Here is a 12,464-nt window from a genome sequence, read left to right on the forward strand (position 1 = left end):
GAACGGTCCAATACCGAATTACTGGTGCAGTGAGACGTCACGCGTCTCACTGCACCTGTGACACCTCAGCGGCACCCATGACACCTCAGTGGCACCTGTGAAATCTCAGCGGCCGGATCTCAGGCCGCGATCCGCTCGAAGATCGCGGCAAGGCCCTGCCCGCCGCCGATGCACATGGTCTCCAGGCCGTACCGCGCCTCGCGGCGGTGCAGCTCACGGGTGAGCGTGGCGAGGATGCGGGCGCCGGTGGCGCCGACCGGGTGGCCGAGGGAGACGCCGGAGCCGTTGACATTGATCCGCTGCTCGTGGTCCTTCTCGCCGAGGCCCAGTTCGCGGGTGCAGGCCAGCACCTGGGCGGCGAAGGCCTCGTTGAGCTCGATCAGGTCGAGATCGGCGAGGGCGAGTCCGGCACGGGCCAGAGCGGCCCGGGTCGCCGGGACGGGGCCGATGCCCATCGTGGCGGCGGGCACCCCGGCACGGGCGAAGGAGACCAGGCGGACCAGCGGGGTGAGGCCGAGCCGTTCGGCGGTGGCCGCGCTCGTGACCAGGCAGGCGGCGGCCGCGTCGTTCTGGCCGCTGGCGTTGCCCGCGGTGACGGTCGCCTCCGGGTCGGACTTCGCCATGACCGGGCGCAGCGCGGCGAGTTGTTCGGCGGTGGTGTCGGGGCGGGGGTGCTCGTCGGCGGTGACGACCGTCTCGCCCTTGCGGGTGCGTACGGTGACGGGGACGGTCTCGGCGTCGTACCGTCCCTCGGCCGCCGCCCGGCCGGCCCGCTGCTGGGAGCGCAGGGCGAGGGCGTCCTGGTCGGCGCGGCTGATGCCGTATGCGCGCCGGAGGTTCTCGGCGGTCTCGATCATGCCGCCCGGCACGGGGTGGTTGATGCCGCCCGCGGTGACCCTGCCCCGGGCCAGCGAGTCGTGGAGCTGGAGGCCGGGGCCCTTGATGCCCCAGCGGCCGTCGTGGGTGTAGTACGGGGCGGCGCTCATCACGTCGACTCCGCCGGCTATCACGACCTCGCTGAAGCCGGCCCGGATCTGCATCGCCGCGTCGAGCACGGCCTGAAGGCCCGAGCCGCAGCGGCGGTCGACCTGGGAACCGGTGACGGTCTCGGGCAGCCCGGCGTCGAGAGCGGCGACCCGGCCGATGGCGGGGGCCTCGGCGGACGGGTAGGAGTGGCCGAGGATCACCTCGTCCACGGCACCGGGGTCGATACCGGTGCGGGCCACGACCTCGGCGATGACACGTGCGGCGAGTACGGCCGGCGTCTGCTGCGCGAACACCCCGCCGAACCGGCCGATGGGGGTACGCAGTGGTTCACAGATGACGACATCGAGCTGCTGGTCGGGCACGGCGTGACCTTTCGGTGGCGAGGGCGTTTGCCGCCGACCCTTGCACCCGGCGACTGAGTCGGTCCAATATCCAGTTCGCCCTGGTTCAAGACGTGGCGCGTCTCAATGCGGCGCCGGCCCACGGCGGTTCACGCCCCCGCCGGGCCCGTCGGCGTGGGCAGGGCGTCCTCCGCCACGGCGAGGACCGCCCGCAGTGCGGCGGAAGGATTGTCGGCCCGCCAGGCCAGCGCCGCCTGGAGCCGGATCGGTGGGCCGGACAGCGGCCGGTAGACCAGTCCGTTCTGCTGGATGTGCTGGACGGAGGTGACGGTGAGCGTGACGCCGACACCCGCGGCGACCAGCGCCAGGATGGTGTACGAGTCGGGCGCTTCCTGGACGACCCGGGGGTTGAACCCGGCGGCCTCGCAGGCCCCGACCATCGCGTCGCGCACCGTGGAGCCGGTGTTGGCGGGGAAGGAGACGAAGGGCTCCTCGGCCAGGACGTCGATGGGGACGCTCTCCAGCCGGGCGAGCCGGTGATCGAAGGGCAGCGCGCAGACCAGCTCCTCCTCGTCGATCACCCGGTAGGCCACTCCCGGCTGGCTCACCGGCAGCCGGACGAAGCCCAGGTCGAGCGAGCCGTCGGCGACCCGGTCCAGGGCGACGTTGGCGTAGGTCTGGCCCCGCATGACCAGTTCGAGGGCGGGGTGGGCGGCGCGCACGGCCCTGGTGAGGTGCGGCAGCGTCTCGTGGCTGGAGGCGCCCGCGAAGCCGATGGTGACCCGGCCGTACTCGCCGCGGCCCGCCGCCTTCGCGGCGCGCACCGCGGTGTCCAGGTCGTCCAGAACGGTGCGGACCGGCTGGAGGAAGGACTCCCCCGCGCTGGTGAGCCGCACCGACCGGGTGTTGCGTTCGAAGAGCTGGACGCCCAGCTCCTTCTCCAGCTGGCGGATCTGCTGGCTCAGCGGGGGCTGGGCCATCTGCAGCCGCTTCGCGGCCCGTCCGAAATGCAGTTCCTCGGCCACGGCGACGAACGCGGACAGATGACGCAGCTCCATGCGCGCTCCCCTTCGGTTTCGATCACCGGTCGCCGCCGACCGGATTCATCAGCCGGATTCATCAGCCGGATTCATCAGCCGGATTCATCGGCCGGATTCATCGATCCGGCATGCCAACCCGGCTCGCCGGCACTCGCCGACACCCGTCGACCGGACCAACTGATCCGATTCATTAGTAAGGCGTCTTGATACGACCTTAATTTGGTATTGGACAGCAATCAATAGCCGCTGACACGGTGGAGCGACGCGCTTACCAGGACGCGCAGGCAGAGCCGGAGGAGCACCGTGGCCACGACGGACCGGAAAGACAAGACGATGTCGATGAAGGCGGCGATAGCAGCCTTCGTCCACGACGGCGGCACCGTCTGTCTCGAAGGGTTCACCCATCTCGTCCCGACCGCCGCGGGTCACGAGATCATCCGCCAGGGCCGCCGGGACCTCACCGTGGTCCGGATGACCGCGGACATCGTGGTGGACCAGATGATCGCCGCGGGCTGCGTCTCGCGGCTGGTCTCCTCCTTCGTCGGCAACTCCTCCGCCGGATCGCTCGGCGAGCTGCGCCGCCGCATCGAGACCGGAGAGCCCGCGCCGCTCGCCTTCGAGGAGTACAGCCACTACGGGATGATCTGCCGCTATCTGGCCGGTGCGCAGCGACTGCCGTTCCATCCGTTGCGCAGTTACGGCGGAAGCGATCTGCCGTCCGTCAACAGCGGTATGCGCAAGGTCACTTCGCCCTATCCCGGTCCGGACGGCGAGCCCGAGCAGATCTACGTCGTACCGCCGGTCAACCCGGACGTGACGATCATCCACGCCCAACGCGCCGACCGCAGCGGCAACACCCAGATGTGGGGCCTGACCGGCGTCCAGGCCGAGGCGGTGTACGCGGCCGAGAAGGCCATCGTCGTCGTGGAGGAGATCGTCGACGACGAGGTGATCCGCTCGGACCCGAACCGTACGCTCGTCCCCGCCCACGCGGTCGACGCGGTCGTCGTCTGCCCGCGCGGCGCCCACCCCTCCTTCGCGCAGGGGTACTACGACCGGGACAACGCCTTCTACCGTGCCTGGTCGCACATCAGCAAGGATCCGCAGCGGCTCCAGGACTGGCTGGCGGAATGGGTGCTGGGGACGGCCGATCACGCGGAGTACGTCGACAGGCTCGGCGAGGAGTTCTGGGCGGGCCTGGCGGTCGGTGAGGCGCTGAGCCTGCCCGTGAACTACGGGCGGCGGCTGTGAGCGGGCGGACCGCACGGCCGGCGGAAACGGAACAGGAAAGGGAACACCCCATGACCGCGCCCAAGACGACCGCGACGGCCAGGGCAGCCACGACAGCCGCAACAGCCACGACCACCACCGCACCGGACACCGTCACCTCCTCGGAGCTGCTCTCCGTCGTCGCCTCCCGCGAACTGGCCGCGCGCCGCACCGTGTTCGCCGGCATCGGTCTGCCGACGCTCGCCACCGAGCTGGCCCATCTGACGGTCGCCCCGGAGATCGAGGTCGTGTACGAGTCCGGGGTCTGCGGCGCGCACCCCTCGCACCTGCCGGAGACCATCGCCGACGCGGTTCTGATCACCGGTGCGGAAGCGGTGCTCGCGATGCCCACGCTCTTCGGCTGCGTCCTCCAGGGCGGCCATATCGACGTGGGGTTCCTGGGCGCCGCGCAGATCGACCGGTGGGGCAACCTCAACACCTCCGTGATCGGTGACTGGGACAGCCCCTCGGTCCGGCTGCCCGGCTCCGGCGGCGGCGTCGAGGTGATGGCCAACTCCCGCGAGGTCTTCGTGGTGATGCGCCGCCACAACCCACGCTCCTTCACCGGGAACCTGGACTTCTGCACCACTCCCGGCCCGGACCGGGCACTGGCCGAGGGCATCCGGCCGCTGGGCGCCGGAGTCACCCGGGTCGTCACCGAACTGGGCATCCTGGCCCGCGCGGGCGTCGGCGAGGAGCTCCGCCTGGTAGCCGTCCACCCCGGTGTCACCGTCGAACAGGTGCGGGCGGCCACGGGCTGGGAGCTGAAGGTGGCCGACACGGTCGGCACGGTCCCGCCGCCGACCGCGGCCGAACTCCGGCTGCTGCGTGAGGACGTGGACCCGGGCCGCGTCTATCTTCGTTGAGACGGATCACATGTCACACCCGTTCGCTTGGGCGGGTCACATGTGACACCCGTCGGCTTGGACAGGTCACATGTCACACCTGCCGACCCGGACAGGTCACATGTCACGCCCGCCACCCCGGACAGGTCACATGTCACACCCGCCGACCCGGACGGATCACATGTCACACCGCGAGAGGACCGCAACCGCCATGCGTATCAGGATCGTCGGCGCCGGGGCCATGGGCCGCGGCATCGCCCAGTGGGCGGCGACCGCCGGACACACCGTCGAGCTGTGCGACGTACGTACGGAGGCCGTTACGGCCGCCGTGGACTTCGTACGGTCCATGCTCGAACGGGCCGTCCAGAAGGGCCGGATGTCCGCCGAGGGCGGCGCAGCCGCCCTGGAGCGGCTGATCCCGCTCGACGACCCGTGGGCCCAGGGCCCGGAGGTGGAGCTGGTCGTCGAGGCCGTGCGGGAGGACCTCGACACCAAGACGGAGGTGTTCGGGCGGCTGGAGAAGGCGCTGCCCGCGACGACCGTCTTCGCGACCAACACCTCGTCCCTGTCGGTCACCCGGATCGCCGCGACGCTGGAGGACCCGACACGCCTGGCCGGGCTGCACTTCTTCAACCCGGTGCCGCTGATGAAGATCGTCGAGGTCGTGCCCGGCGCCGCCACCCGCCCGGAGATCCCGCCGGCCCTGACCGCACTCGTCGAGAGCTGCGGCCATCGCGCGGTCACCGTCGCCGACACCCCCGGCTTCCTCGTCAATCATGCCGGGCGCGGGCTGGTGACCGAGGCGCTCGCGCTGCTGGAGGAGACGGTCGGCGATCCGGCGGACATCGACCGGATCGCCCGTGACGTACTGGGCCTGCGGATGGGCCCGTTCGAGCTGATGGACCTCACCGGCCTGGATGTGACGGCCGCGGTGATCGACTCGGTCTGGCAGGGCTTCCGCCACGCGGACCGGCTCCGCCCCTCCTACCTCACCCCGAACCGGGTGGCGGCCGGGCTGCACGGCCGCAAGACCGGGCGCGGCTGGTACGCGTACGGCCCCGAGGTGCCCGCCCCCGCTCCGGAGCCGCCGGTCACCGGCGACGCGGGCCGCCCGGTGTTCGTCCACGGCACCGGGGGGCGGGCCCGGGACGCGGCCGCGCTGCGGACCGCGCTGACCGCCGCGGGGGCCGTGGTCGAGACCGGCGAGGGCCCGTCCGCCGGCGCCCTGGTGCTGGTTCCGGTCTGGGGCACCGCGGTGGCCGGGGAGATCGCCGGACACGGGCTGCCGGCGGCGCGCACCTTCGGCGTGGACCCGCTGCCCTCGGCCGGTCGGCGGCGGGTGCTGGCCGTGACCCCGGCGGCGGATCCGGCCGCCGCACGCGACGCCCGCGCGGTGCTGGCCCGCGCGGCACAGGGCGAGGAGCCGTGGGCGGTCTCGGTGGTGCGGGACACCGCGGGCTCGGTCGCCCAGCGGCTGCTCGCCTCGATCGTGTCGGTCGCGGCGGGGATCGCGGAGCGCTCCATCGCCGCTCCCGCCGACATCGACCTCGCCGTCACCACCGGGCTCGGCTACCCCGTCGGTCCGCTGGCCTGGGGCGACCGGATCGGCGCGGACCGGATGCTGGAGCTGCACCGCGCCCTGCACCGCACGACGGGCGATCCGCGCCATCGTCCGAGCCGCTGGGTCACCGAACGCGCCCAGCTCGGTCTCGCGCTGACGGACCCGGGCACGTCGCCCGCCGACTGCACGGCCGACGCCACGTAGCCGCGGTGGCGAACGGGTGCTGCCGGGTTCCCCCGGCGGCACTCGCCCCGCGTACCGGCAGTGTCCGTTTCGTACAAGACCCGTGCCGGGGCCCGGCGTACGGTCGGAGCATGACTCCACGCATGGACGCGATCGGCATCGTCACGGCGGATCTGGCCGCATCGCTCACCTTCTACCGCCGGCTCGGCCTCGACATCCCTGCCGGAGCGGAATCCGCACCCCATGTCGAAGTGACGCTCCCGGGCGGCCAGCGGCTGCTGTGGGACACCGAGGACGTCATGCGCTCGTTCGACCCCGGATGGACCGCGCCGACCGGCGGGGACCGTCTCTCGCTGGCCTTCCTGTGCGACAGCCCGGCGGAGGTGGACGCGGTGTACGGCGACCTGACCGGCGCGGGATACCGGGGGCATCTGAAGCCGTGGGACGCGGTGTGGGGGCAGCGTTACGCGACGGTCCTCGACCCGGACGGCTGCGCGGTGTCGTTGTTCGCCGCCAACGGCTGAGGCGACGGCCCCCGCTTCCTGATCCGGCCCGATCCGGACGAAGGACCCCGGCGGGCCAGGTGGGCGGTCAGGGTGGTGCCGGCCAGGTCGCGCATCTCGCGGGCGAGATGCGCCTGGTCGGTGCAGCCCGCCTCGACCGCCGCCTCGGCGTACGGCGTCCCGGACCGGACGAGGGCCAGCGCGCGCTGCAGGCGCAGGATCCGGGCGAGTGTCTTCGGCCCGTAGCCGAAGGCCGCGAGCGAACGGCGGTGCAGCCGGCGGGCGCCCAGGCCGGCCCGCTGTGCGGTGTCCGCGACGGACCATCCGGCGTCGAGCCGGCCGGCGACGTACCGCATCAGCGGGTCCGGCGGCGCCGTCCCGGCCGCCCGGCGCAGCGCGATGTCCTCCAGCGCGGCAGCCGGGTCGCGGGCCTCGGCAAGCTGCTCGGTGAGTACCCGCACCCGGTCTCCCGGCCACAGGTCCGAGAGTTCGACGCGGCGGTCGCGCAGCTCGTCCGCCGCCACCCCGAGCAGCGCGGGGGCCGTGCCGGGCGCGAACCGGATGCCGGCGCACCGTCCGCCGGCCGGGGCGGACGGCGTCGCGGCGCGGGTGTCGGGGCCCGCCACGAGCAGCCGTCCACCGATCCAGAGCAGGTCCATGCAGCCGTCGGGCAGCACCGGATGGGTGGATCCCTCCGGCACGCTCAGCGTCCAGACGATCGCACCCTCGAACCGCGACATCCGCTCTTCGTAGCTGTCAGCCATGGCTCACACGCTAATCTCGTCGGCGAACGGAATCAGCTTCCCGGGGACGGTCATGACGGCACTGATGGAGTTCACCACCGCAAGCGGCGCGACGGTCACGGTCGAGGTCGACCGGCACACGCAGGGCGCGCAGTTGGTGGCGCTGGGCGACGACAACACCCTGGCCAGAGCCGGGCGTACGTTCGACAGTGCGCTGACGGGGATCCGGTCGGCGGCGGAGTCCGCCCTGGCGGTTTTCCGGGACGGCGACCTGAAGCCGGACGGGGTGGAGCTGGAGTTCGGGGTGAAGATCACGGCTGAGGCCGGCGCGGTGATCGCCAAGAGCGCGGTCGAGGGGCATCTGACGGTCAAGCTGTCCTGGTCCCCCGGCGCGACGCCGACGGCGCCTGCGACACCGCCGGTGCCCGCGGCTCCGGCGGAGCCGGCCGTTCCGGCTCCCGCTACCGCTCCGGTGCCCGCACCCGCACCCGCGCCGTAGGGGCCGCTCAGTCGCCGGACTCCTCGTCCTGCTTCCCCTCGTCCCGCTTCTCCGGGTCCGGTTTCTCCGGCTCCTTGTCGCGGCTCGGCTGCAGCCTGGACTTCACGTCGTCCGGCGGCAGGAACTTCGACCAGCGCTCCGGGAACTCGGAGGGCATGTAGGGGCTGTCGCCGACATCGCTCCCGTCGTCGTCATCGTCTTCGTCGTCGTCCCAGTCCTCCTGGTTCCCCGCCTGCGCCCGGGCGACCAGCTCCGCCGCCTGGGCCGCCCGTACCCGGTCGTTCGCCGCGCGGGCGGCGGCGGTCGCCAGCGAGGGCCAGACCCGGTCGATGGCCGCGTTCACCGCCGCGCCGACCAGGACCGCGAACGCGGAGATGCCGATCCACAGCAGTACGGCGATCGGGGCCGCCAACGAGCCGTAGATCGTGGGCCCCTCGACCGTACTGGTGAGGTAGATCCGGAGCAGGAAGCTGCCGAGCACCCACATCGCCAGTGCGACCAGCGCGCCCGGCATGTCCTCGATCCACGGCGAACGGACCGGCACCGACACGTGGTAGAGCGTCGTCAGGAACGCGATCGACAGAAGGATCACCAGCGGCCAGTACAGGACGCTTATGAGCTCGGTGCCCCAGGGGACGAACTCCACGACCCGGTCGGGGCCGACGACCAGCAGCGGGAGCACGACGGCGCCGAGCAGCAGCGCGACGACGTACAGCAGGAAGGCGAGCAGCCGCGTCTTGACGATGCCGCGCTGGCCGTCGAGGCCGTACATCACGGTGATCGTGTCGATGAAGACATTGACCGCGCGGGAGCCCGACCAGAGCGCGATCGCGAAGCCGATCGAGATGACGTCGGGCCGGGCGCCGGTGGAGACGTCAGCGAGCAGCGGTTTGGCGAAGTCGTTGACGCCGCGCTCGCTGAGCACGGTCTGCGCGGCGTTGAGGATGTTGCGCTCGATGGAGGCGACCGTGGTGGTGTTGGTCCACTCGTCGACGTATCCGAGCAGTCCGATCAGGCCGAGGAGCAGGGGCGGCAGGGACAGCAGGGTGAAGAACGCCGCCTCGGCGGCGAGCCCGAGAATGCGGTACTCCATGCACGAGTTGACGGTGTCCTTGAGCAACCGCCAGGCCATCTGCCGCTTGGATACGTTGCGGTAGAGGACTCGGGCCCGGTGGAGCCGGCCCGGTGGCCTGTCGGGTGTTTTGTTTGCTGCCTGCACGTCCTTACCGTATCGGCATGGCAGCCACCACCCATACCGTGTCCAACCAGGTACCGCCGCTGACCGGCTACGACGTGTTCGGCACCGACCGGGCCCTGACCGAGGCCGTGCAACGTCACACACCGCCCGAGCTACTGGCCGAAGTCCGGGACGAACTCGGTGAGCTGGGCCGTGCCGCGGGCTCCGCCCAGGTGCAGGAGTGGGGTGCGCAGGCGAACGCCAATCCGCCGGTGCTGCGTTCGCACGACCGGTACGGGCATCGGATCGACGAGGTCGAGTTCCATCCGGCCTGGCACCGGCTGCTCGGCCATGCGGTCGGCGCGGGCCTGACCGGTGCCTGGGGCCGGCCCGCCGGCCATCTGCGGCGGGCGGCCGGTTTCCTGGTGTGGACGCAGCCCGAGGCCGGGCACGGCTGCCCGCTGTCGATGACGCACGCGGCGGTGCCCGCGCTGCGCACCGATCCGGAGCTGGCCGCCGAGTGGGAGCCGCTGCTCACCTCGCCGGTGTACGAGCAGGGGCTGCGGCCCGCCGCGCGGAAGGCCGGTGCGCTCCTCGGGATGGGGATGACGGAGAAGCAGGGCGGCACGGACGTGCGGGCGAACACGACCCGGGCCGAGCCGCTGGCCGCGGCGGGCGAGTATCTGCTCACCGGGCACAAGTGGTTCTGTTCGGCGCCCATGTCCGACGGCTTTCTGGTGCTGGCGCAGGCACCCGGTGGTCTGACGTGTTTCCTGCTGCCCCGGGTGCTGCCCGACGGCACCCGCAACCCGTTCGCGATCCAGCGGCTCAAGGACAAGCTGGGCAACCGGTCGAACGCCTCGGCCGAGGTCGAGTTCGACGGCAGCTGGGCGCGCCGGGTCGGTGAGGAGGGGCGCGGGGTGCACACCATCATCGAGATGGTGGCGGCGACCCGGCTGGACTGTGTGGCCGGTTCGGCGGCGCTGATGCGGCAGGCGGTGGCGCAGGCGATCCACCACTGCACGTACCGCAGCGCGTTCGGCGGGGTGCTGATCGAGAAGCCGCTGATGCGCAATGTGCTGGCCGATCTGGCGCTGGAGTCGGAGGCCGCGACGGTGCTGGCGATGCGGCTGGCGGCGGCCTGCGACGACGGATCGGAGAGCGAGCGGGCCTTTCTGCGGATCGCGGTGCCCGCGGCGAAGTACTGGGTGACCAAGCAGTGCGCGCCGGTGGTGGGCGAGGCGCTGGAGTGTCTGGGGGGCAACGGTTACGTCGAGGAGTCCGGGCTGCCCCGGCTGCTGCGCGAGGCGCCGCTCAACTCCATCTGGGAGGGCGCCGGGAACGTACAGGCACTGGATGTACTGCGGGCGCTGCAGCATGAGCCGATGGCGCTGAACGCGTTCCTCCAGGAGGTCGGCAGGGCGCGCGGGGCCGATCACCGGCTGGACCGGGCGATCAGGGACATGCTGACGGAGCTGGCCGATCTGGACGGGATCGAGGCGCGGGCCCGCCGGCTGGCGGAGCGGATGGCGCTGGTGCTCCAGGGCTCGCTGCTGGTGCGGTGGGCACCGCCGGAGGTGGCCGACGCGTTCTGCGCGTCGCGGCTGGGCGGGGATCGGGGCGCGGCCTTCGGGACGCTGCCGCACACCCTCGATCTGGCGTCGGTCGTCGAACGGGCGAGGCCCGTGGCGCACTGAGAGCCGCCCGTGGACAGCAACGGAGGGTGGTGCTGCGCCGACACGGCACCACCCTCCATGCTGTGCACACCGGACGACGGAACACGGGCTCCGCCGCGAGGTGTTCCACCACTCTCGTACGGACCCGTACCCTCTCGCCAGAGTTGCAAAGGGTTGCAACCATTGTGCGGAGTGCGCGGTGCCGGGCCCCTCGCGGCGGCAGGATGGGGCCGTGGATCGTCGAGCCGGCCCTGGCATGTGGGGGGAAACGAGAGTGGAGACCAGCGCCTTCGGGGTGTCCCGGCCTGCTGTCCCGCAGACTGCGGCGGCCACCCGGGCGATCCACCGGGCCAGGGAGACCGCGCTGGCCGGTGGCCGCCCGGCGGTCGCACCGCGGGCCGAGATCGGGGCCTCGTGGGACCGGGTGCTGCGCAGCGGCATCGACCCGGACCAGTCGACGGAGAGCCCGCTGCTCGATGTGGACGAGATCGAGCACCGGCGCCGGATCTCGACGCTGGGCGAGGTGATGCCGCTGCTGGACGACGGTCTGGTCGCCCTGGCGGACGCCGCCCAGCAGATCATGGTGGTCACCGATGTGGAGTGCCGGGTGCTGTGGCGCCGGGGCAACGCGGGGGTGCTGCGCCGGGCGGACGAGGTCTGTCTGGCGGAGGGGGCGGCCTGGGCGGAGGAGAGCACGGGAACGAACGCGATCGGTACGGCGCTGGTCTCCCGCGTCCCGGTCCAGGTCCATTCCTCGGAGCACTTCGTCCGTACGCTGCACAACTGGACGTGTGCGGCGGCCCCGGTCCGTGACCCGCGCGACGGGAAGATGATGGGCATCGTCGACATGAGCGGTCCCGCGTCCACGTTTCATCCGACGACGCTCGCCCTGGTCAGTTCGGTCGCCAGGCTGGCGGAGAGCGAGATCAGGAACCGGCATCTGCAGGCGATCGACCGGCTGCGCTCGGTGGCGGCGCCGCTGGTGTGCCGGCTGGGCGGCCGGGCCCTGGCGGTGGACAGCCACGGCTGGCTGGCCGCGGTGACCGGGATGCCGCCGGTCGACCGGCTGCCGCTGCCCAAGTCGTTACGTCCGGGCCGGGTGTGGCTGCCGTCGCTCGGCATGTGCCGGGTCGAGCCGCTGCCGGGCGGCTGGCTGATCCAGGTCTCGGAGGGGCCTTCGGACGGGGCGCCGCAGCGGGTGGTGCTGGATCTGAGCCGGCCCCGCGGTCTCACGGTCAATGTGGTGGGTACGGTGGGCACCTGGACGCAGCGGCTGTCGCCGCGCCATGCGGAGCTGCTGTACGCCCTGGCGCTGCACCCGGAGGGGCGTACGGCGTCCGAGCTGGCACAGGACATCTTCGGTGACGCGACCCGGACGGTGACGGTGCGGGCGGAGATCTCCCGGATGCGCCGCCATCTCGCCCAGGTGCTCGCGCACCGCCCGTACCGTTTCGGTGAGGACGTCGAGGTGGAGGTGATCCACCCGGACCAGCCGGCCGATCTGCTGCCGCACTCGACGGCTCCGGTGGTGGTCAGGGCGCGTACGGCCGGCTGAGGGGGGTCGCGTACCGGGTCCGGCCCGGTACGCGGGTGATCCTCGTCCGCGCTTCGGGACCGGCTTTGGCGCAGGAGCCGGGGCG

At 72.2% G+C, this 12,464-nt stretch carries 11 protein-coding genes; 7 read left to right on the top strand and 4 right to left on the bottom strand.

Annotated features, from left to right (window positions below; genetic code table 11):
• Positions 1–119: 119 nt before the first annotated feature.
• Both AADR41_RS12105 and AADR41_RS12110 read right to left on the bottom strand, forming a co-directional pair.
• The gene (locus AADR41_RS12105; RefSeq protein WP_342281365.1) at positions 120–1,349 is read right to left on the bottom strand and encodes an acetyl-CoA C-acetyltransferase; all 1,230 of its coding nucleotides are present in this window, start codon (positions 1,347–1,349) and stop codon (positions 120–122) included.
• Between the two features lie 128 nt (positions 1,350–1,477).
• Complete coding sequence (locus AADR41_RS12110) at positions 1,478–2,386, bottom strand: LysR family transcriptional regulator (RefSeq protein WP_342281366.1); 909 nt, start codon at positions 2,384–2,386, stop codon at positions 1,478–1,480.
• A 315-nt stretch (positions 2,387–2,701) separates the two neighbouring features.
• Here AADR41_RS12110 and AADR41_RS12115 point away from each other — a divergent pair, with 315 nt between their 5' ends.
• From AADR41_RS12115 to AADR41_RS12130, 4 genes are all read left to right on the top strand, one after another.
• Positions 2,702–3,619 (top strand): CoA transferase subunit A, encoded by a 918-nt coding sequence (locus tag AADR41_RS12115; protein ID WP_342281405.1) that lies wholly within the window; start codon positions 2,702–2,704, stop codon positions 3,617–3,619.
• 50 nt (positions 3,620–3,669) lie between these two features.
• Positions 3,670–4,503, top strand: coding sequence for a CoA-transferase subunit beta (locus AADR41_RS12120; protein WP_342281367.1), 834 nt, complete (start codon positions 3,670–3,672; stop codon positions 4,501–4,503).
• A 190-nt stretch (positions 4,504–4,693) separates the two neighbouring features.
• Entirely contained in the window at positions 4,694–6,247 is a 1,554-nt protein-coding gene (locus tag AADR41_RS12125) for a 3-hydroxyacyl-CoA dehydrogenase (RefSeq protein WP_342281368.1), read from the top strand.
• A 110-nt stretch (positions 6,248–6,357) separates the two neighbouring features.
• On the top strand, positions 6,358–6,750 hold the full coding sequence (locus AADR41_RS12130) for a VOC family protein (protein ID WP_342281369.1): 393 nt from the start codon (positions 6,358–6,360) through the stop codon (positions 6,748–6,750).
• On the opposite strand, the gene AADR41_RS12135 is transcribed toward AADR41_RS12130, so the two are convergent.
• Positions 6,690–7,493 carry an AraC family transcriptional regulator gene (locus AADR41_RS12135; RefSeq protein WP_342281370.1) on the bottom strand — a complete coding sequence of 268 codons (804 nt, stop codon included), beginning with the start codon at positions 7,491–7,493 and terminating at the stop codon, positions 6,690–6,692. The two genes, AADR41_RS12130 and AADR41_RS12135, sit on opposite strands and share 61 nt — an antisense overlap.
• 52 nt (positions 7,494–7,545) lie before the next feature.
• Here AADR41_RS12135 and AADR41_RS12140 point away from each other — a divergent pair, with 52 nt between their 5' ends.
• Positions 7,546–7,971, top strand: coding sequence for a CU044_2847 family protein (locus AADR41_RS12140; protein WP_342281406.1), 426 nt, complete (start codon positions 7,546–7,548; stop codon positions 7,969–7,971).
• 7 nt (positions 7,972–7,978) lie between these two features.
• Here AADR41_RS12140 and AADR41_RS12145 read toward each other — a convergent pair whose 3' ends face one another.
• The gene (locus AADR41_RS12145) at positions 7,979–9,190 is read right to left on the bottom strand and encodes a YihY/virulence factor BrkB family protein (protein ID WP_342281371.1); all 1,212 of its coding nucleotides are present in this window, start codon (positions 9,188–9,190) and stop codon (positions 7,979–7,981) included.
• A 17-nt stretch (positions 9,191–9,207) separates the two neighbouring features.
• Here AADR41_RS12145 and AADR41_RS12150 point away from each other — a divergent pair, with 17 nt between their 5' ends.
• Both AADR41_RS12150 and AADR41_RS12155 read left to right on the top strand, forming a co-directional pair.
• A complete protein-coding gene (locus AADR41_RS12150; RefSeq protein ID WP_342281372.1) occupies positions 9,208–10,845 on the top strand; it encodes an acyl-CoA dehydrogenase family protein in 1,638 nt (545 codons plus the stop codon).
• A 235-nt stretch (positions 10,846–11,080) separates the two neighbouring features.
• Entirely contained in the window at positions 11,081–12,379 is a 1,299-nt protein-coding gene (locus tag AADR41_RS12155; protein WP_446751021.1) for a GAF domain-containing protein, read from the top strand.
• Positions 12,380–12,464 lie beyond the last annotated feature (85 nt).

This window comes from Streptomyces sp. CLV115 (genome assembly GCF_038448545.1).
GTDB lineage: Bacteria > Actinomycetota > Actinomycetes > Streptomycetales > Streptomycetaceae > Streptomyces > Streptomyces sanglieri.